Annotated in this window: 18 protein-coding genes; 5 read left to right on the forward strand and 13 right to left on the reverse strand. The window is 61.4% G+C overall.

Annotated elements, in window-relative coordinates; all coding sequences use genetic code 11:
* Window positions 1-155 precede the first annotated feature (155 nt).
* Window positions 156-1,448, forward strand: a complete 1,293-nt coding sequence (locus GSF27_RS12170) for a substrate-binding domain-containing protein (RefSeq protein ID WP_160969418.1) — start codon at window positions 156-158, stop codon at window positions 1,446-1,448.
* Window positions 1,449-1,469: 21 nt separating this feature from the next.
* Here GSF27_RS12170 and GSF27_RS12175 read toward each other — a convergent pair whose 3' ends face one another.
* Window positions 1,470-2,843: a GGDEF domain-containing protein gene (locus GSF27_RS12175; protein WP_160969420.1), complete on the reverse strand. Its 1,374-nt coding sequence runs from the start codon at window positions 2,841-2,843 to the stop codon at window positions 1,470-1,472.
* 248 nt (window positions 2,844-3,091) lie between these two features.
* Window positions 3,092-5,179, reverse strand: a complete 2,088-nt coding sequence (gene mltF / locus GSF27_RS12180; RefSeq protein ID WP_160969422.1) for a membrane-bound lytic murein transglycosylase MltF — start codon at window positions 5,177-5,179, stop codon at window positions 3,092-3,094.
* Window positions 5,180-5,399: 220 nt separating this feature from the next.
* On the opposite strand from mltF, the gene GSF27_RS12185 reads away from it, so the two are divergent.
* Complete coding sequence (locus GSF27_RS12185) at window positions 5,400-5,987, forward strand: hypothetical protein (RefSeq protein ID WP_160969424.1); 588 nt, start codon at window positions 5,400-5,402, stop codon at window positions 5,985-5,987.
* Between the two features lie 46 nt (window positions 5,988-6,033).
* On the opposite strand, the gene GSF27_RS12190 is transcribed toward GSF27_RS12185, so the two are convergent.
* Together GSF27_RS12190 and serA are read right to left on the reverse strand one after the other, a co-directional pair.
* Window positions 6,034-6,822: an ABC transporter ATP-binding protein gene (locus tag GSF27_RS12190; RefSeq protein WP_202410428.1), complete on the reverse strand. Its 789-nt coding sequence runs from the start codon at window positions 6,820-6,822 to the stop codon at window positions 6,034-6,036.
* Between the two features lie 54 nt (window positions 6,823-6,876).
* Entirely contained in the window at window positions 6,877-8,106 is a 1,230-nt protein-coding gene (gene serA / locus GSF27_RS12195; RefSeq protein WP_160969426.1) for a phosphoglycerate dehydrogenase, read from the reverse strand.
* Window positions 8,107-8,295: 189 nt separating this feature from the next.
* Here serA and GSF27_RS12200 point away from each other — a divergent pair, with 189 nt between their 5' ends.
* On the forward strand, window positions 8,296-8,970 hold the full coding sequence (locus tag GSF27_RS12200; RefSeq protein WP_160969428.1) for a fumarylacetoacetate hydrolase family protein: 675 nt from the start codon (window positions 8,296-8,298) through the stop codon (window positions 8,968-8,970).
* Between the two features lie 52 nt (window positions 8,971-9,022).
* Here GSF27_RS12200 and rpiA read toward each other — a convergent pair whose 3' ends face one another.
* Entirely contained in the window at window positions 9,023-9,697 is a 675-nt protein-coding gene (rpiA, locus tag GSF27_RS12205) for a ribose-5-phosphate isomerase RpiA (protein WP_160969430.1), read from the reverse strand.
* A gap of 159 nt (window positions 9,698-9,856) precedes the next feature.
* Between rpiA and ilvA the strand changes: the two genes are divergently transcribed.
* A complete protein-coding gene (gene ilvA, locus GSF27_RS12210) occupies window positions 9,857-11,371 on the forward strand; it encodes a threonine ammonia-lyase, biosynthetic (protein ID WP_160969432.1) in 1,515 nt (504 codons plus the stop codon).
* A 456-nt stretch (window positions 11,372-11,827) separates the two neighbouring features.
* Window positions 11,828-11,965 (forward strand): hypothetical protein, encoded by a 138-nt coding sequence (locus GSF27_RS12215; protein WP_160969434.1) that lies wholly within the window; start codon window positions 11,828-11,830, stop codon window positions 11,963-11,965.
* Window positions 11,966-12,237: 272 nt separating this feature from the next.
* Here GSF27_RS12215 and GSF27_RS12220 read toward each other — a convergent pair whose 3' ends face one another.
* From GSF27_RS12220 to GSF27_RS12255, 8 genes are all read right to left on the reverse strand, one after another.
* The gene (locus tag GSF27_RS12220; protein WP_160969436.1) at window positions 12,238-12,522 is read right to left on the reverse strand and encodes a hypothetical protein; all 285 of its coding nucleotides are present in this window, start codon (window positions 12,520-12,522) and stop codon (window positions 12,238-12,240) included.
* A 266-nt stretch (window positions 12,523-12,788) separates the two neighbouring features.
* Window positions 12,789-13,874 carry an alanine racemase gene (gene alr / locus GSF27_RS12225; protein ID WP_160969438.1) on the reverse strand — a complete coding sequence of 362 codons (1,086 nt, stop codon included), beginning with the start codon at window positions 13,872-13,874 and terminating at the stop codon, window positions 12,789-12,791.
* A gap of 16 nt (window positions 13,875-13,890) precedes the next feature.
* Complete coding sequence (locus GSF27_RS12230) at window positions 13,891-14,748, reverse strand: D-amino acid aminotransferase (protein WP_160969440.1); 858 nt, start codon at window positions 14,746-14,748, stop codon at window positions 13,891-13,893.
* A gap of 295 nt (window positions 14,749-15,043) precedes the next feature.
* Window positions 15,044-15,919, reverse strand: a complete 876-nt coding sequence (locus tag GSF27_RS12235; protein WP_160969442.1) for a glutamate cyclase domain-containing protein — start codon at window positions 15,917-15,919, stop codon at window positions 15,044-15,046.
* Window positions 15,920-15,923: 4 nt separating this feature from the next.
* Window positions 15,924-16,877, reverse strand: a complete 954-nt coding sequence (locus tag GSF27_RS12240; RefSeq protein WP_160969444.1) for a biotin-dependent carboxyltransferase family protein — start codon at window positions 16,875-16,877, stop codon at window positions 15,924-15,926.
* Entirely contained in the window at window positions 16,877-17,581 is a 705-nt protein-coding gene (gene pxpB, locus GSF27_RS12245) for a 5-oxoprolinase subunit PxpB (protein WP_160969455.1), read from the reverse strand. Before pxpB ends, GSF27_RS12240 begins: the two co-directional genes overlap by 1 nt.
* A gap of 11 nt (window positions 17,582-17,592) precedes the next feature.
* Window positions 17,593-18,327 (reverse strand): 5-oxoprolinase subunit PxpA, encoded by a 735-nt coding sequence (locus tag GSF27_RS12250; protein ID WP_370462601.1) that lies wholly within the window; start codon window positions 18,325-18,327, stop codon window positions 17,593-17,595.
* Between the two features lie 11 nt (window positions 18,328-18,338).
* Window positions 18,339-19,127 carry a putative hydro-lyase gene (locus GSF27_RS12255; protein ID WP_160969457.1) on the reverse strand — a complete coding sequence of 263 codons (789 nt, stop codon included), beginning with the start codon at window positions 19,125-19,127 and terminating at the stop codon, window positions 18,339-18,341.
* Window positions 19,128-19,137: the final 10 nt, after the last annotated feature.

Below are 19,137 nucleotides of genomic sequence, written 5' to 3' on the forward strand. Positions count from 1 at the left end.
AGATCTTCGCTGTTGTCGCATGAATTGACATATTAACGTCACAAAACTGTCTTATTCTCCACGCCTCCTGAACTTGCGAGGCCGTGTCTGTGTTGTACGCAAATCCCCTGAATTCCCTTCGCCGGTTGTGGCCGGTGATCCTCTGTTGCCTGCTGATGCCCACACTGGCACAGGCCGGGCAGCAACCCTTTACCGCTGATCAGCAGGGTCGGTTGTTCAGTGTGGCGGGCTCCAATACCGTGGGCGCCAGCCTCATGAAAAATCTGTTGAGTGATTATTTTGCCGCAAAAGGTCTGACGAACATCCAGGTGCTGCCGTTGGCGCACGAAAACGAATACCGGGTGCAGGGTTCCGCCGATGGCGTGGTGCGCTATGTGGATGTGGCGGCCCACGGCTCCAGTACCGGCTTTGCGGCGCTGCTGGATGGCGCGGTGGAAGTGGCCATGTCATCGCGCAATATTAAAGGCGGCGAGGTGGAGGCGCTGGCCCACTACGGCAACATGCTGGGCTTTGATGCCGAGCAGGTGATTGCCATCGACGGTCTGGCGGTGATCGTTAACGACAGCAACCCGCTGCAGGCACTGGACGTTAGCAGTGTGGCGAAGCTCTTCTCCGGCGAGATCCGCAACTGGAAGCAGCTGGGCGGGCCCGACCTGGCCGTCAACATCTACGCCCGTGATGATCGCTCCGGTACCTGGGACACCTTCAAGAGCCTGGTACTGGGCAAACAGTACCAGCTCAGTCCGAAAGCGCGCCGCTTTGAATCCAATGACCAGTTGTCAGACCTGGTGGCAGCGGACAAGGGCGGTATCGGTTTTGTGGGGCTGGCATCGGTGCGGGAGTCGCGCGCCCTGAAGATCAATGAGGAAGGTACCCGGCCGCTGCTGCCGCAAAAGCTGAGTGTGGCCACCGAAGATTATGTGCTCTCCCGGCGCCTGTTCCTCTATACCCCGCCGCAGCGCCAGAACGATGTGATCCGTGATTTTGTCCACTATGTGCATACCAACGCCGGCCAGGTCCAGGTGGAGCGTACCGGGTTTATCTCCCAGGCGCTGATGGCGACGCCGGCGGACAGCGATCGCGAAGGGCCGCAGGACTACCTGCAGTTGACCGAAGGGGCCAGCCGATTGTCGGTGAACTTCCGTTTTGCCGAAGGCAGTGCGGAGCTGGATAACAAGGCGCTGCGGGATATCCAGCGTCTGGTGGACTACATGCAGGCCCAGCCAGCAGCACCGGAGCTGCAGCTGGTCGGTTTTGGTGATCCTAACCAGGCGGGTTCGCGGGGCAAGGTGCTGTCCAAGTTGCGGGCTTTGGCGGTACGTTCGGAACTGCTCAAGGCAGGCATAACCACCCAGCCGGTGGCGGGCTTCGGTGCCTTTATGCCGGTGGCGGCGGCCACAGCGGCGGGCAAGGTGAAAAACCGCCGCGTGGAAGTGTGGGTGCGCTAGGCCGCAGGGCTCCGGTTGCGCTTATGCGTCAGCTTCTGATGGGGCCATAACCGTGCGGTTGCGGCCCTGCTGTTTGGCCTCGTAGAGGGCAATGTCGGCGCGCTTGAAGGTGTTTTCCCACTTGTGTTGTGGCAGGTGGGTAGCGACGCCGAAGCTGGCACTGATGCTGAGGTTGTCCTCGCCGGTGTAGAAGTGGGTATCGGCAATGGCGCTGCGCAGGCGCTCGGCCTCGTTCCAGCCGCGTTCGCGATCGCTGTCCGGCATCAGGATCAGGAACTCCTCGCCGCCCCAGCGGGCAATGGTGCATTGGCTGCGGCTGTTCTGCTGCAGGGCCAGTGCAAAATCTTTCAGCAGCTGGTCGCCGGCGTCGTGACCGAGGGAGTCGTTAAACTCCTTGAAGCGGTCAATGTCCACCAGCACCATGGTGAAATCCTCGCCGTGGGCTACGGCGTGATCCAGCAGGCGGGTCACTTCGCGGCGGTTGAGCAGGCCGGTGAGATAATCGGTGCGCGCATTTTCACGGATGATCTCCTCCATATGCTTGCGCTCTTCAATCTCCCGCAGCAGCCGTGCGTTGGTACCTTCCAGCTCCCGGGTGCGACTCTTCACCTGCCGCTCCAGCTCGTCCTGGGTGGCCTGCATGGAATCGGTCATAAATTCAAAGGCGCTACACAGGCCGTCCAGTTCATCGCCGCGATGGCTGGCGGCCTGATCCCGCAGCGGCGTTTGCTCCATGCAGCGATCGTGCAGCGACTTGATGCGGCGCAACAGGTGCTGGGACAGCAGCTGCGAGCTGGCGAAGGCCAGCAGCACTGCCAGGATCAGCGACATCATGCCTTTCTGGCGCAGTACATCCAGCTTTTGCTCCACGTCGCGGGCGCGCATATCGATACCCACCAGGTAGGGCGTGGTGCCGCCGGTGATGGGGGCGTAGCCCGACATAAAGCTGCCCCAGCGATCGCTGGTAATGCTCTGGTCCACACTCACCTGGTCGAAGCCCGCCAGCAGTTCGGGAATGTGCTCGGCGTAGATCTCGCCGGGGGCGGCCTGGTCGTCACTGCTGTCGGAATCCAGCACAAAGCGCACGCTGCCCTGATCCATGCGCATCACATAAACAAAGGCGATGTCGGGATTGGCCTCGGCGAGGGTGCGGATGGTGGCAATGTTGCGCTGGTACGCGGGCTGCTCCATGTCCCCGGCGGAGATCAGGGTGTCCAGCTCGGTGGGGTTAAAGTAGTGGCTCAGCAGCGCGGCGCTGTATTTCAGCCGCGACTGCAGGCTCCCGGTGAGGTCCGACAGGGCACTGTGATAGAAGTAGGTGCCAATACTGCCGGAGACCAGCAGGATGGCGAGAAAGTGGCTCAGGAAGAGTTTGGCGCGGATGCTGATTTTCATGGGTAAGCAGCGATCCTTGTGGCATGGGGCATGGCGATTCAGTCCTTGATAGCCGATAGAACGTCCGGAATTGTTCAATTAACAGGCGGCAGCAGCCTACCGCAAAAGCATGAGTAATGACAGCTGCGGCCACTGGCTGGCGGACAGAATGTGAACTGTGCGCGGCGGGTTGGCGTGCAAATCCGGTCTCTGGCATCACCCCTGGCCGGGGCCGGGTCTCGCGCCGGGTTGTTGCCCCGGCGGTCGCTTTACTGCAGTTGCAGGTAATTGAGGTAGCGGTCGTGGATGTTCTTCACGTAGTTGACCGGCTCGCGACCGCGAACATAGCCAAAGCGCGCCTTCTTGTAGTGTTCCGCCCTGGAGAGCAACAGCATGGCCCGCTCCACATTGTCGTACCAGCGGTTGGGATCCAGTCCCTGTTGCGCAGCGAGGCGGCGGGCGTCCTGCACATGGCCGGCGCCGGCGTTATAGGCGGCCAGGGTAAACAGCAGGCGCTCCTGCATGTCGATATCACCGGGGAAACGCTGCTCCAGCCAGTGCATGTAGGCAAGGCCGGCCGCGATGCCGTTTTGCGGCTCCTGCAAATTGCTGAAACCCAGCTCCCGGGCGGTGCGCGGCATCACCTGCATCAGGCCGCGGGCGCCGGCAAAGGAGCGCGCTTTGGGATTGAACTTGCTCTCCTGGTACATCTGCGCCACCACCATGCGCCAGTCCATACCGTACTGCTTGGCCATCGGCCTGACGATGTCATCGTAGGGTGAGAGTGGTTCACCGGGAACCAGCCGCTGTGCCAGGTGAGACTCAATTTTGCGGCTGTTTTTGAAATATTTTTCGTAGGTCACGTTGTAGAAAAGGCCGCGGTACTCCTTTTTGATGAACTGGTTGAGCTGTTGCAGCAGCTGCGGCTGGTCGTCGCGCAGGGCCCAGGCGATGGGGGACTCCCCGTTCAGCTCCAGCAGTGCCACCAGGTCACTGCGATGGGTCTGCTCAATGGCAAACAGGTGGCTGTCCGCCACTGTGGCATAAAACTCACCTTGCGCCAGTTGCTCGATCAGGGTTTCTGTCGCTGTCCCCGGGTGGAGTTGCAGGTTCAGGTTCGGGTATTCCTGTCGCAGCGCCTGCAGGCGCGGGTAAAACACGGTCTCGGGGTTAACGCCGATGGGTTGCTGGCCCAGTTGCGCCAGGGACTCGATGGGCCCGGCGTCGCTGCGGGCAATCAGCTGCTCACTCACCTTGAGGTAGGGGCGGGAGAAGCGCAGGCCCATATCCTCCCGTTGCTGTGACTGCGTCAGGGAGGCGGCAATGACATCGCCCTCGCCGCGCTTGAGGGCATCGATCAATTCACCGATGTTGTTCTTCATAATGATGGTGAGGTGCAGCTTGTGCTGTTTGGCAAATTTCTGCAGCAGGTCGTAGTCGAACCCCATCAATTCCCCGCGCCACATAAAGTAGCTGGCGGCGTTGTTGAGGGTCAGCATCCGCAGGCGACCGTGCTTGAGAATTCCTTCCCAGTCGCGGTGTTGCTCCTCGTTGCCGGCGGCTTGCAGGTGATGGGACACCAGAAACTGGTTGAGCCGTGTCAGCAGCAGGGTATTGTCCTTACGCACCGCCCAGCTGATGGCGCGATGCTTGCGCAGGGTCATGGCCTGGTGCAGTTGCGGGTAGTCCAGCAGCAGGGTGTTGGCGATATTACTGTCCATGACCGTGGCCTGGTAGCGGCCTTCGCTGATGCCCACCAGCAGGTCGTTGTCACTGACGGCCGAGTCCAGGGTTTCCACCGGGAAGGTCAGTTGGGTCTTCTCGCCCAGTCGCGCCAGGGTTTCAAAATAGGCGGTGCCGGCGGCCAGTGCCAGGGTCAGCTGGCTGAGGGCCGGTGGGTCGGCAACGCTTACCTCCCTGGGGGTGATAACCACTTCGTCCACCATATTGATGGGGCGACTGAACGCCACCTGGTTACGGCGCTCCGGTGTGTTGGTGAGATTGGTGACAATCAGGTCGCCCTCGCCGCGCTGCAGGCGCGGAATGAGCTCGTTGAACTCATCGATAAAAATCCACTGTACATTCACCTGCAGCTCTTCGGCAAAGGCTTCCGCCATACGCTGGTAGGCTTCCACGGGAATGTCGTCGCGGGGCAGGGCGTCGGCGCCGTCAAAGCGCGGCGCCAGTATGCGCAGGGTGCCGCGCTTGATAATGGCGTCCAGGTCGCCGGTATCCAGCCGGGGGGCGTCGTTGGCCGGGGTGCTGTCGGTGTTGTCGCGGTCGCAGCCGCTCAGCAGGCAGAGCAGCAGGAGCAGTGTCATGGACAGGCAGCGGGTCAGCTTGGGAGGGGAGATCATCAATGCCTTCTTCCTTAAGTGCGCTCCCGCCCAGTCTATCAGACTCCGCCGGGGCTGGAGTGTGTGGTGCGGCGGGTTGATCCGTGGCGTGTGGATGGTGGCGTGTGGATAGCAGCTCGCGGCCGCCATCAGTCCGGATTTTTCTGTCGCGGCGGTTGAGTCTCTGTCGCGGGAGCGCATAATGATGTAAACCCATCACCGCATACAGAAGGAACCCGCTATGCCGCTCGTCTCCCGTTTCACCCCCGTTATTCCGCTCTCACTCCTGCTTATCGGTCTTGTCGGCTGTGGCGGTTCCATGCCACTGAAGGACAGTTCCGGCGAGGACATGGTTGGCAAGGTCGCGTACACCCAGCATGTGCTGCGCCCTGACCGCGTCAAGGGCCGGCTCTACAGCCTCAACTACCAGCTGTCCGACGCCATCATGCCGCTCTGTACCAAGGTAAAGGTGTCAGAAATCAATCGCAAGGTTATGGTGTTTACCGAGCTTGAGAGCGGCAGGGAGTTTCAGTATCTCTACCACAAGGCTACCGGCGTACCTATTGAAACCGCCGCTGCCGAAACCTTCGCCCTGAGCTGTAATGCGGCGGAAGCCAAGCGCCTCTCCAGCAAGGATCAGGAAGGGATCAAAAGGGGTGAGATCCTGGTTGGCATGAGTAAAAAGGGCGTGTTGCTGGCAGCGGGGAAACCCCCGGCTCACAGAACCCCCAGTACCGATGCCAATCAGTGGATCTATTGGAAAAACCGTTTCAACACCATGGCGATTTATTTCAATGATAAGGGGCTGGTTGAGCGCATCGTAGATTGATGCCGGAGGCTGGTCGCATCCGGCATAGCGGCCCGGGTAAGTCAGTTCAGGCCGGCAGGGCCTGGTAGAAACCATCGGCGCAGACAATGCGCGCCCGGGTCTGGTAGAGGTCGCTGATGGCGGCATCCGTGAGCAGCTCGTGCTTGTGGCCGTCGGCAATAATCTCGCCGTCACGGATAAACACCACCCGCTCCACACCGGGCACTATCTCGTGCAGGTGGTGGGTGGCAATGATCACCTGGGTGCCCTGTTCGGTAAGCTGCTGCATGTCGTTCAGCAGGCGAAAGCTGGCCTGCAGGTCGAGGCCGCTGGTGGGCTCGTCAAAGATCACCGCCTGCGGGCGGTGGATCAGGGCGCGGGCCAGCAACAGGCGGCGCTGCTGGCCGGTGGAGAGGTGGTGAAACATGGTATCGCGCAGGTGCAGCAGCTGCAGCTGCGCCATGGTGGCTTCGGTTTGTTGGCGCTGCCGGGCGCTGATATCGTGCTGGTACAGGGTGCCGATGGTGCCCAGCAACCCTGACAGCACCACATCAAAACCAGTGGTAATGGGCAGGTATTTGTTCTGGAAGTCCTGTGATACCCAGCCAATCTTCTCCCGCAACAGTTGCACGTTAACGGTCTCACTGCCGTGAATCTTCACGTAACTGCCGTCCCGCACCACCGGATAGAGCTCGCGGGTGAGCAGCTTCAGCAGTGTGGATTTGCCGGCGCCATTGGGGCCAAGAATGGCCACACTTTCGCCTTCGGCAATGGTGAGGTTGAGATCGCTGAAGACCTGGTGCTCGCCGCGGAACACGCTGACGTGGCGGATATCAAGCAGGGGAGAGGTGGTCATGGTGGCGGGAGAGTGGCCGTGGCGGCAGGTCAGCCCTGCCGCCACGGTTGCGGATCAGAAGAGTACGCGGCAGCGCACGGTGCCTTCGATTTCACGCAACTGCTTTTGCGCAACATCGCTGTATTCCGCGTCGATATCAACTACCACATAGCCAACCTTCTCGTTGGTTTGCAGGTACTGGGCGGCGATGTTGATATTGTTGTCGGAGAACACCTGGTTGATCTTGGTGAGGATGCCGGGCACGTTCTGGTGCACGTGCAGCAGACGGTGTGCGTTGGGGTGTGACGGCAGTGCCACTTCCGGCAGGTTCACGGAAGAGGTGGTGGTACCGTTGTCGGAGTACTTCACCAGCTTCTCGGCCACTTCAAAGCCGATGTTCTCCTGCGCTTCCATGGTGGAACCACCGATGTGCGGCGTGAGAATGGCGTTGTCGAAGGCGCGCAGCGGAGAGACAAACTCCTCCTCGTTGCCACGGGGCTCCACCGGGAATACGTCGATGGCGGTGCCGGCCAGGTGACCGGACTCCAGGGCGGCGGCGAGGGCGTCAATGTCCACCACCGTGCCGCGGGCGGCGTTCAGGAAGATGGCGCCTTTCTTCATTTTGCTGAATTCAGCTTCGCCAAACATATCCTTGGTGGCAGCGGTCTCTGGCACGTGCAGCGAGACCACATCGGCCTGGGCCAGCAGTTCGTCCATGGTGCGTACCTGGGCGGCGTTGCCCAGCGGCAGCTTGGTGACCACATCGAAGAACACCACTTTCATGCCCAGGGCTTCGGCCATAACGCTCACCTGGGTACCAATAGAGCCGTAACCCACAATGCCCATGGTCTTGCCGCGAATCTCGAAGGAGCCGGTGGCGGATTTGAGCCAGCCGCCGCGATGGCAGACGGCGTTCTTCTCGGGAATGCCGCGCAGCAGCAGAATGGCTTCGGCAATCACCAGCTCGGCCACGGAGCGGGTGTTGGAGTAAGGGGCGTTAAAGACCGCAACGCCATGCTCCTGGGCGGCCTGCAGGTCCACCTGGTTGGTGCCAATGCAGAAACAGCCCACGGCAATCAGTTTGGAGGCGTTTTCGAACACGGCGCGGGTCAACTGGGTGCGGGAGCGGATACCGACAAAGTGGGCGTCCTTGATCTTCTCGATCAGTTCTTCTTCCGGCAGGGCGGTTTTCAGGTACTCCACATTGGTGTAGCCAGACGCAGCCAGAGTGTCGACCGCTGACTGATGCACACCCTCCAGCAGCAGAAAGCGGATTTTGTCTTTATCCAGAGACGTTTTGGCCATGGGAAGATTCGCACCTCGATAACGTGTTGTCGTTGCAGGGCTTAACCCTGCAGGGCCCGGGGGCCGGGGGAGAAAGCGCGCTATGATACCATAGGCCGCGGCGGAGTTTAGTCCTAATTCGCCCGTCTTTATGGTCAAAAGCCGTCGTGCCAAAGTCTCGCCGCAGACACCACTCAGGAGAAGTCACCCATGCCCTACCAGCACCTGTTGCGTAACCCTGCCGGAGAACTCCAGCCTGCCCCCTGGGCGCCGGGCAAGGTGGTGTGCATCGGGCGCAACTACGCCGATCACGCCCGCGAACTCAACAACCCGGTGCCGGCAGAGCCGCTGCTGTTCCTCAAGCCTGCCACCGCCATGGTGTCCCTGCGTCAGCCTTTGCGCCTGCCTCAGGGTATGGGCAGTGTGCATGTGGAGACGGAGATGGCCCTGCTGATTGGCCGGCCTCTGCAGAGCGGCGATGCGGAGGAGGCTCTGCTGGCAGGAATTGCGGGTGTGGGAATCGGTTTCGACCTGACCCTGCGGGATCTGCAAAACCGGCTGAAAGAAGCCGGGCACCCCTGGGAGAAGGCCAAGGCTTTTGACGGCGCCTGCCCGCTGTCGGAGTTTGTGGATTGCAGTGGCCTGGATTGGGGCAATGTGGAGCTGGAGCTGCAGCGCAATGGCCAGCTGCAGCAGCGGGGCAACTCCTCGCAGATGCTGACCCCGGTGCCGGCGCTGTTGCGTCATATTGTGGAGTTCTTTTCCCTGCAGCCGGGGGATGTGGTGATGACCGGCACCCCGGCCGGCGTCGGCCCGCTGGCCAGTGGCGATCAGTTGGCGGCGCGCTTGGCAGACCGCCTGCAGGTCAGCACCACCGTGCTCTAGTCCATCTCGGCCCCTTTATACCGTCGGGACGGTATATAAGAGGGAGCCGTGATTAACGGCGGGTGATGGTCTCTACGCCGCTCTCGCGTCCCAGCAGCAGCACATCGGCGGCGCGGGCGGCAAACAGGCCGTTGGTGACCACACCGACGATCTGGTTGATGGCCGCTTCGGTGGCTACCGGATCGGTAATCTTCATGTTGTGCACATCGAGGATAACGTTGCCGTTGTCGGTGACGCAGCCCTGGCGATAGACCGGGTCGCCACCCAGTTTCACCAGCTCGCGAGCCACGTGGGAGCGGGCCATGGGAATCACCTCCACCGGCAGCGGGAAGTCGCCAAGGGTCTCCACCCACTTGCTGCCGTCGGCAATACAGACAAACTCTTCCGCCACCGCGGCGACGATTTTCTCGCGGGTCAGAGCGGCACCGCCACCCTTGATCAGTTCCAGGGCCGGATTGGTTTCGTCGGCGCCGTCCACATACACCACCAGACTTTCGGCACTGTTGAGATCGTAGACCGGGATACCGTGTAAGCGCAGGCGCTCGGCGGAGGCTTCGGAGCTGGCCACGGCGCCATCAAACTGGCCCTTGATGTCAGCCAGGTAGTCGATGAAGAAATTGGCGGTGGAGCCGGTGCCGACACCGACGATGCTGTCCTTCTCCAGTTTGGGCTGAATGTAATCAACGGCGGCCTTGGCAACGGCCTTTTTCAGTTCGTCCTGGGTCATGGTGATCGCCTGTGTTCTGCTGAGTGGGGTGGGGGCACGGGAAAGGCCGCTATTATAGTGGGCCTGTCCGCTCGCCGATAGCCGTGATTGTTGTTAACAGCTTCCGGGCAATGCTTTACCATGGCGGCTTTTCCGCATCCTGCACTGCACGGGGAGCTCATGCCTCAGTCATACATCAAGCGTATTCTCGACGCCCGCATCTACGATGTGGCTATAGAGACGCCTCTGGATTCCGCCCGCCTGATGTCCACCCGACTCAACAATCAGGTGTTGCTCAAGCGTGAAGACCTGCAACCGGTCTTCTCCTTCAAAATCCGCGGTGCCTATAACAAGTTACGGCAACTGACTGAAGAGCAGCTCAAGCAGGGTGTGATTGCGGCCTCGGCCGGTAACCACGCCCAGGGGTTGGCCCTGTCGGCGGCGAAGATGGGGGTGAAGGCCACCATCGTCATGCCGCGCACTACCCCGGCGATTAAAGTGGATGCGGTCAAGGCGCGTGGCGCCCGGGTGGTGCTGCACGGTGATACCTTTGACGAAGCGTCCCGCCACGCCCAGAAGCTGGTGGAAGAGAAGGGTCTGACCTATATCCACCCCTATGATGACCCGGACGTGATTGCCGGTCAGGGCACTGTTGCGCTTGAGATCCTGCGCCAGTACCCCGCCCACATCGACGCTATCTTTGTACCCGTGGGCGGCGGCGGCCTGTGTGCCGGTATCGCCGCCTATGTGAAATACGTGCGACCGCAGACCAAGGTGTTTGCGGTGGAGCCGGAAGATGCGGCCTGCCTCAAGGCGGCGCTGGACAAGAAACGCCGGGTGGTACTGCCGCAGGTGGGCATCTTTGCCGACGGTGTGGCGGTGGCGCAGATTGGCAAAGAGACCTATCGCGTATTGAAAGAGACCGTCGATGGCGTGATTACCGCCAACACCGACGAGATCTGCGCGGCCATCAAGGATATCTTTGAGGACACCCGGGCCATCACCGAGCCGGCCGGGGCGCTGTCGCTGGCCGGCCTGAAAAAGTATGTGGCCGAGCACGGCGTGGAAGGCCAGACGCTGGTGGCCATCGCCAGCGGAGCCAACACCAACTTCGATCGCCTGCGCTACATCTCCGAGCGCACCGAGATCGGTGAGCAGCGGGAAGCCATTCTTGCGGTCACCATCCCGGAGAAACCCGGCTCCTACAAAACCTTCTGCAAGGATCTCGGCAAGCGCAACATCACCGAGTTCAACTACCGCTATGCCGATGACCGTGATGCGCGCATCTTTGTCGGCGTGCAGGTGGCCGGCGACGGCAACGATCGCCGGGTGCTGGTGGACGAGCTGCGGGAGAAGGGCTACGAAGTGGTGGATATGACCGAGAACGAGATGGCCAAGCTGCACATCCGTCATATGGTGGGCGGACACGCGCCGCAGGTGACCAACGAGCGGGTCTACCGTTTCGAGTTTCCCGAGCGTCCCGGGGCGCTGATGAACTTCCTCAACCAGCTGGCCGGTCGCTGGAACATCTCCATGTTCCACTATCGTAACCACGGTGCCGCCTATGGTCGTGTGCTGGTGGGTATGCAGGTACCCGCCAAAGAGGTGCGCGAGGTCAACGCCTGCCTGGACGAGCTGGGTTACGGTTACTGGGACGAGACCGACAACGAGGCCTACCAGTTCTTCCTCGGCTGATTCCCGGACTAATGAGCGGCCCGGGTTGCGGCCGGGTCCGCCCCGGCCACACCTTCCCTTTAGTTTCGTTTGGTGCTGTCGCCCCTGATAACGGCTGCCTAAAATTTGCACAGTGACGGGGCGTCCGGCAGAATGGCTCCCCAAAATTGTGCACGGCAGTGCCTTGTAGCTTTGGGCGACAATGGCTGGTCAGGTGGTGCAATGGGAAATGCTGTGAAGATGCTGCAGGTGAAAATGTAAGTTGGTACTTACATGGTCTGTGAGATAGTTCTCACGCCGGATAATTGCAGTTGCATAAGATTCGTACCGGAACTTAAATGGCGCTAAGAACCTTTAGTTGTTTGCTACTTAGGCTGACTTTGCAGAAACGGTATAAAGTTTGCTCTGTCGATCTTCGGTGAATAAATCAACACAAACACAATAATAACGACAAAAATTTGGGGGCTAGGAGTACAGATGAAATTTGACGTTCTAACGATTGCCGCGGCAATCTTTACCCTGGGTGTATTAGTGACCAGCCTGGACCTGCAAGAAGCCTTTGCCGGTGAAGTCCAGGCACCATCTGCCCTGCACCAGGGCATTCCGCAGAAGTAATCGCTCGCTTGCGCGGTGCCCCCGTCCTCCGGCGGGGGCTGCGCAGGATCCTGCTGGTGGCCGTAGCCAGCGTCCTCTCTTTCTCTTCCCGCTAAATCCATTACGTCTTTTCATTGCGCCTTTGCCGTTGCGGACAGCTTTAAACAGGCCCTCGCGCCGCGGCTGATGTTGCGTTGCCGCCGGCTTGTCAGGTACGAAAGGCGCAGAAGGCCTGTCAGCCGTCTGGCTGTCAGCGCGGGTCAGGCACAGGCAGTAGCGGGAGAAACCGGCCTTCAGACCGGAAACTCTACCTGCTCGGTACCGCCGGCCAGGCGGGAGAAGATCTCCACGCAATTGATGCGATCGTCATCGCTCACCGCTTCCGGTGAGATCAGGTCCAGCTGTTCGATGCACATGCCGCCGGCATTGAGTTCCTGCATTTTGCGGGCTGCCAGTTTGCGCAGTACCTTGCCGCCGGTCTGGAAGACATCGGCATGGAACTCGGCGCAGTAGCGCACCCAGAATTGATCACCAGTGTTAGACCAGTGGGCCAGGGAGAAGTAGCCTCGGTATAACATGAATGCTCCTTGTTGGGAGTTGGCTTGATGGTGAGGGTTGTGCCCTCAACTAATACGAAAGCAATATTCCTACCACTAATAATGGTTGTTGAAATTCGGCGGCGCAAATTCATGGAAAACTTTTTTCGCCGCAGGCTGATGCCATGTCAGTGGTGTATGGAGAAGTGCTGTGCCGGTTTGTGTCAGGGAGGTGAGGGCGCGGCAGTGAAGAGCCGTCTGTGGACAGTGAGCCGACGGTGTCGACAGGTAATTACCGGCAGCAGGTGTTAGCGGTGTAAATAGTGGCGAGTTGCCCGCAGCGGCATACGCGTGACCAGCTCATAGCTGATGGTGCCGGCGCTGGCTGCCACCTCGTTGATGGGTAACTGCTTGCCCCACAGTTCCACCGCGTCGCCAACACTCACCGATGGCAACAGTGATACGTCTACCGTAATCATGTCCATGGATACCCGGCCCGCCAGCGGGCAGCGTTGGCCGTTGACCAGTACCGGTGTGCCGTCGGGGGCATGGCGCGGGTAGCCGTCGCCGTAACCAATGGCGACGGTGGCAATGATCGAATCCTTCTGTGCAATCCAGCGCCGACCGTAACCGACACTCTCTCCGGCGGCCACCTGATGCAGGTCGATCACTTTGGATTCCAGGGTCATGACCGCTTGCAGGTGGGCTGCAAGCGGGTGCGGCGTAGCAAAGGGTGATGAACCGTACAACATAATGCCGGGGCGGGTGTACTGGGCGTGACTCCCGGGCCAGGCGAGGATGCCAGCGGAGTTGGCCAGGCTCAGGGGCGCCTGCAAATCGCGATTGATCTGCTGCAGGCATTCAATCTGCTGCCGGGTAAAATCCAGTTCCGGCTCATCGGCCACCGCAAAGTGGGTGGCGACTACAATGGGGCCCTGCACATGGGGCAGCGCTTGCAGGCGGCGATACAGTTCCGGTACCTGCTGCGGAGTGAGCCCCAACCGGTGCATGCCGGTATCGGCCTTCAGCCACAGGTGCAGGGGGTCTGATGGTCGTGCGTTAACCATCTCCTCAGCCTGCTCGCGGTTGCTTACCATCAGCCAGCAGTTGTGTGCCGCAGCGGTCTCGATTTCATCGGCAGTGAAAGCGCCTTCCAGCAGCAGTATGGGTTTTTGCAGGCCGGCGGCGCGCAGCTCCAGTGCCTCTTCCATGCAGGCCACGGCAAACGCCGGCACCAGGGGTTCCAGCGCTTGCGCCGCAGCCACCGCGCCGTGGCCATAGGCGTTGGCTTTCACCACGCCGAGGGCGCGGGCGTTGGGCGCCAGGGACTGGGCCAGCTGGTAGTTGTGGCGCAGGGCGTCGAGGTCGACGATGGCGCGGGCGGGGCGACTCATGCAGTTACCCGGCCTGTCAGTAGTCGAACTTGGCAGCGCTGTAGAGCTTCAGCGCTGCTTCCCACACAGGACCCACCTTGCCGTCGGCTACGGGCTTGCCATCGATCTCCACCACCGGCGCAATCTCCTTGGAGGAGGAGGTCACCCACACTTCGTCGGCATTGAACACTTCGTCCATGGTCACTGCCCGCTCTTCCACCGTGATGGAGCCGTCGCGGCGCAGGATGTCTAACAGCAGCTGGCGGGTGATGCCGGGCAGTATCTGGTTGTCCAGTGGTGGCGTGATCACTACCCCATCCTTGACGATGTAGGCGTTACAGGCGGAGGCCTCGGTGAGTTCGTTGTTGCTGTTGTAGAGCAGGGTCTCATTGGCACCCTGCTCGTAGCCGTACTGAAAATGCAGCACGTTGCCCAGCAGGGCGGTGGATTTGATGTGGCAGCGCTGCCAGCGCAGGTCACGGGCGGTGGCCACCTTGTAGCCTGTGGCCTGGCTGCGATCCGGTACCGGTGGTGGCGCGATCTCGAAGGCATAGGCAAACACGGTGGGCGCCACGCCTTCCGGGTAGGCGTGAAAGCGCTTGCTGTCGGCGCCGCGACTGACGTGCAGGTAGAGCCCGAGGTTGCCGCTACCGTTACGCTGGATCAGCTGGTCACACACCTCCCGCCAGGCGCTCTCGTCCCAATCGAATTGGATGCCGATGGCGGCGAGTCCATTGCGCATGCGCTGGATGTGGGGGCCGAAGCCCACCATCTTGCCGTTGTAGGAGGGGATGACCTCATAGATGCCATCGCCAAACAGAAAGCCCCGATCCATGGGCGAGATCCTCGCCTCTTCCATGGGGAGATACTGGTGATTGAGAAACACGGTGCTCATGGCTATACCTTCCCGGCAATCATGCCCGACAACAGCGGTTACTTTACCACAGCGCCGTTACTGTTCTGAGTAAATCGTCGCGGTGAATGAATTGTTGTTTACGGCAAACAGGTTGCGGAAAACCTGTACCTTGTCGCCCCCGCGCAGGCGGGGGCCCATAGTGTTGTGCGGGTTATGGATTCCCGCCCACCCCGGAGTGCCCTCTCTTGCAGCGGTGCTGCAATTCACCTCGTGCGCGGGAATGACGCTCGTCAGGGATTTGTTCCGTGTGTACACCCCAACACTGCTGCGCCAGTTAACCGTCCGGGTGACACAGCTGCCGCAAGTCGCTGATCAGCTGCAAGCCGACGGCTGCATCCAGTCCGTCCTCGGTGAGCTCATTGCGATGGGTGACACCATCGACGCTGCCGCGCTGTGACAGATAGTGCAGGATCGCCAGCGGGTCGACAGCGGCCAGCAGATCCTGTTGCCGCTGCCAGCCCAGCAAGGCGATCAGGCCATGCGCTGCCCAGTTGGAGACATCCGCCAGCAACAGTTCATCACAGCCGGTGGTGGCCGGGGTAATCGCCAGTGCGGACACCGCTTGTTCGATGAGCCCCATTCCAATCTCATTGCCGCCATCGCCAATGGCAATGGTGGGGCAGGTGGCCTGGCGCATCACGGGATCAAACGGTGCCACCCCGGCGCTGATGTCGATGCCGCGCATATTGTAGTAGCGGCCATCGCGGGCCAGTCCGGGCTGCTCAATGGAGATCACCAGCTGCGGCGGGTGCTGTTGCAGCAGCGCAGCGGCTTCCTGTTCGGCGTCGTGGCGGTCGCCACAGCTGAGGCGGCAGACCGGGTAGTTGGTTTGCAGGGCACTGGCCAGTGGTTCCCCGCACACCAGCCACGCCTCGGCGCCGAGGGTTTGCAGGGTTTGCCAGAGGGCGATGGCACCCACCGGGCCATCGGTCTCAAAGGTACCCGCCACGGGAAAGCCTGTGCCGACCAGGATGCAGGGGCGATCGTGTGCAGCAAAGGCGCGCTCAATCAGCTCCACAGCGCGGGCGTAATAACCCGGCTTTAGTGCCCGCTGCAGGGTCTGCATGCCACGCGGGTTGCGGGCCACCAGCAGTGACTCGATCTGCAGGCTCAGGTGCAACAGGGAATCGGGCGCGGGCGGGCTGGTCATGGGGTTACTCCACGATGAAGTCGGGGGCAATGAGGTCGAGGGCGATGGTGCGCCGCATGTTGTAGTAGAGGTGCAGGATACGCTGCGCCAGCTCCATGTCGATTTCGGCAAAGTTGACCTGGTCGCCGGGCATCAGCTGCGCCAGCCGTGCCAGGTCCAGGGAGAGCACCGAACCGATTTTCGGGTAGCCGCCGATGGTCTGGCGATCGTTGAGCAGCACAATGGGTTGGCCGTCCGGTGGAATCTGTACAGCACCGAGGCAGATACCCTCTGACAAAATACCGTCCAGTGCAGAATGCACCGGAGGCCCCAGCAGGCGGTAACCCATACGGTCACAGCGTTCACTGACGTCGTAGGTGGAGCGGAAAAAACGTTGTTGCTGCTCGCGGCTGAAGTGATCCTGCTGGTAGCCGGTCACCACCCGCAGGGTGGCGCGGTGGGTATAGTGGGGCCGCTTTGCCGGTGGCAGTCGCAGGCAGGGGCCGCCGTCATCCACCACTGCGGGGATGGTGTCGCCCTTCTGCAGGGCGGTACCACGCAGCCCGCCGATACCCTCACGCACCACGGTGGCGGTGCTGCCAAACTGCGGCTCGACCTGCAGGCCACCGGCGAAGGCCACGTAGCAGCGGCTGCCCAGTTTGCTGTAGCCCAGCTCCAGCGTGTCGCCGGCCTGCAAGCGCAGCGTCTGCCAGCGCGGTGCGCTGGTGCCGTTGATGGTGACCGGCATTTCGCCGCCGGTGACCGCCACCCGTATTGGGGCATCGACCCGTAGCTTGAGGCCGCCGATGCTGGCTTCGATAGTCGTGGCGGCGTCGTTGTCACACAGGCGATTGGCCCAGTAAAAGGCTTCCGGATCCAGCGGGCCGCCACTGGTGAGGCCGATCTGGTGTTGACCAAAACGGCCGCTGTCCTGCAGCAGGCTGAGGAGTCCGGGGTGCAGGATTTCAACTGTGGCCATCAGCGAATCTCCCCCGGCAGCTGGCCGCCCAGTTCCAGGAACTGCTGGCGGTCAATGGCGGTAAAGCGCACCCGGTCGCCGACACTGACCGGCATGGACGGCGAGGCATGTGGATCAAACATTGGGGTGGGGCAGAGGCCGATCAGGTTCCAGCCGCCCGGCGAGGCGGTCGGATAGACGGCGGTCTGGCGATCGGCAATGGCCACGGCACCTTGCGGTACCCGCCGTCGCGGCGTCGCCAGACGCGGTGTCGCCAGGCGTTCGTCTACTTCACCCAGGTAGGCAAACCCGGGCGCAAAGCCAATGGCGTAGACACGATAGTCAGTGGCCTGATGCAGCCGGATAACGTCATCGACGCTGAGTCCTGCGCGTGCGGCCAGCTCCTCCAGGTCGGGCCCGGATTCAGCGCTGTACCAGACCGGCAGCTCCACCAGCTGGCCATCGCTGTCACTGAAACTGGTTTCATCCTCCAGCGCCTGCTCGATCCAGTGGCAGACCTGCGGCGGATCGCAGCTGAGGGGATCAAACAGCACCAGCAGTGAGGCGTAGGAGGGGATCAGGTCGATCAGGTGTGGCCCCATCAGTTCTCGCAGCAGCTGCGCGGTGTGCTGCACATGAGCAGAGACGGCAGCAGTGGCGACGCTGCCGAAATAGATAATCAGCGCGTTTTCACCGGCAACCTGAATGCGGGGCTGGGTTTCCATCAGTTATCCTTTCAGGCGGTGATCAGGGCCCGGATATCGGCTACCGACTGCACCGCTTCCATATTGTCCCCGTGCACACAGAGACTGTCGGCGTGCAGCGGGATGATCAGTCCGCTGGCGGTAGTGACGGTGCCGTGGCGCAGCAGTTGTTCCACCTGCGCCAGCATTTTGTCACGGCTGTGAACGGCACCTGGCTTGCTGCGCGACAGCAGCTTGCCGTCGTCGTCGTAGCAGCGGTCGGCAAAGGCTTCAAACAGCAATTTGATGCCGTAGTGCTCGGCTTCCTTGCGGTGCAGGTCGGCTTCCGGTGTGGCCTGCAGCATCAGTTTTACCGGCAGGTAGAAACCGGCCACCGCCTCCATAATGGCATGGCGCACATCGGCCCTGGCCATCATGTCATTGTAGAGGGCGCCGTGGGGTTTGATGTATTCCAGCTGCAGCTCCAGTGACTGCGCCATACCCGCCAGTGCCGCCGCCTGGTAGGTGACAAAGGTACGGATCTCCTGCGGGCTGCAGTTCATGCTGCGGCGGCCAAAGCCGCCCAGGTCCGGATAGGCCGGGTGGGCGCCGATACGTACACCGTGCTGGCGGGCCAGCTGCAGGGTGTCGTGCATTACCAGTGGGTCGCCGGCGTGGAAACCGCAGGCGATGTTGGCCTGGTCAATGTGCGGCATCACCGCGGCGTCCAGCCCCATGGTCCAGGAGCCGTAGCTCTCCCCCAGGTCGCAATTCAGTAACAGGGTCACCGGGCGCCTCCTTACAGCACCGCCAGCTGGCTGTTGGGCAGGTCGGTGACCACCATGCAGCCGGGGCTATGGGTAATACAGAAGGGCGGTTTGGCTTCCATGATGGCTGCCTGTGGCGTGACGCCACAGGCAGTGAATACCGGTACTTCACCGGCACCAATGGTGACCGCATCGCCGTAGTCGGGCTGGTGGATATCACGGATACCGATGGCCGCCGGATCGCCGAAGTGCACCGGCGCACCGTGCACCGAGGGAAAACGCGAGCAGATCTGGATCATGCGGATGGCGTCGGCGGGTTTGAAGGGGCGCATGCTTACCACCATGTTGGCACTGAAGCGACCGGCGCTCTGGCAGCGGATATTGGTGTTGTACATGGGGACATTGACGCCCTCGGAAATATTGCGGATCTCCAGTCCGTCCGCCAGCAGTGCCTCCTCAAACGAGAAGGAGCAGCCGATCAGGAAGGTCACCAGGTCATCGCGCCACAGGTGATGAATGTCGGTGGTCTCTTCCTGCAGTGAGCCATCCTGCCAGATGCGGTAGCGCGGTACATCGCTGCGGATATCAAAGTCACTGCCAACGGCGGCGATGTGGGGGTCGCCGGGGCTCGAAGCCATGGCCACCAGCGGGCAGGGCTTGGGATTAAAGTGGCAGAACTGCAGGAACTCATTGGCCCAGTCGCGGGGCAGGATCGCCACATTGGCCTGCACGAAGCCGGGGCAGAAGCCGGAAGTATTGCCGGTGTGTTGCCCCTGGCGGATACGGCTGCGCAATTCGGCTGGGGTGAGCGGGGATGACATGACAGACCTC

It is taken from the genome of Pseudomaricurvus sp. HS19, from assembly GCF_009857815.1.
GTDB lineage: Bacteria > Pseudomonadota > Gammaproteobacteria > Pseudomonadales > Cellvibrionaceae > Pseudomaricurvus.

Bases quoted from the DNA above. Each gene is read 5' to 3' on its own strand.
- GSF27_RS12170 (WP_160969418.1), top strand. From the start codon at position 156: ATGCCCACACTGGCACAGGCCGGGCAGCAACCCTTTACCGCTGATCAG.
- GSF27_RS12175 (WP_160969420.1), bottom strand. From the start codon at position 2,843: ATGAAAATCAGCATCCGCGCCAAACTCTTCCTGAGCCACTTTCTCGCC.
- mltF (WP_160969422.1), bottom strand. From the start codon at position 5,179: ATGATCTCCCCTCCCAAGCTGACCCGCTGCCTGTCCATGACACTGCTC.
- GSF27_RS12185 (WP_160969424.1), top strand. From the start codon at position 5,400: ATGCCGCTCGTCTCCCGTTTCACCCCCGTTATTCCGCTCTCACTCCTG.
- GSF27_RS12190 (WP_202410428.1), bottom strand. From the start codon at position 6,822: ATGACCACCTCTCCCCTGCTTGATATCCGCCACGTCAGCGTGTTCCGC.
- serA (WP_160969426.1), bottom strand. From the start codon at position 8,106: ATGGCCAAAACGTCTCTGGATAAAGACAAAATCCGCTTTCTGCTGCTG.
- GSF27_RS12200 (WP_160969428.1), top strand. From the start codon at position 8,296: ATGCCCTACCAGCACCTGTTGCGTAACCCTGCCGGAGAACTCCAGCCT.
- rpiA (WP_160969430.1), bottom strand. From the start codon at position 9,697: ATGACCCAGGACGAACTGAAAAAGGCCGTTGCCAAGGCCGCCGTTGAT.
- ilvA (WP_160969432.1), top strand. From the start codon at position 9,857: ATGCCTCAGTCATACATCAAGCGTATTCTCGACGCCCGCATCTACGAT.
- GSF27_RS12215 (WP_160969434.1), top strand. From the start codon at position 11,828: ATGAAATTTGACGTTCTAACGATTGCCGCGGCAATCTTTACCCTGGGT.
- GSF27_RS12220 (WP_160969436.1), bottom strand. From the start codon at position 12,522: ATGTTATACCGAGGCTACTTCTCCCTGGCCCACTGGTCTAACACTGGT.
- alr (WP_160969438.1), bottom strand. From the start codon at position 13,874: ATGAGTCGCCCCGCCCGCGCCATCGTCGACCTCGACGCCCTGCGCCAC.
- GSF27_RS12230 (WP_160969440.1), bottom strand. From the start codon at position 14,748: ATGAGCACCGTGTTTCTCAATCACCAGTATCTCCCCATGGAAGAGGCG.
- GSF27_RS12235 (WP_160969442.1), bottom strand. From the start codon at position 15,919: ATGACCAGCCCGCCCGCGCCCGATTCCCTGTTGCACCTGAGCCTGCAG.
- GSF27_RS12240 (WP_160969444.1), bottom strand. From the start codon at position 16,877: ATGGCCACAGTTGAAATCCTGCACCCCGGACTCCTCAGCCTGCTGCAG.
- pxpB (WP_160969455.1), bottom strand. From the start codon at position 17,581: ATGGAAACCCAGCCCCGCATTCAGGTTGCCGGTGAAAACGCGCTGATT.
- GSF27_RS12255 (WP_160969457.1), bottom strand. From the start codon at position 19,127: ATGTCATCCCCGCTCACCCCAGCCGAATTGCGCAGCCGTATCCGCCAG.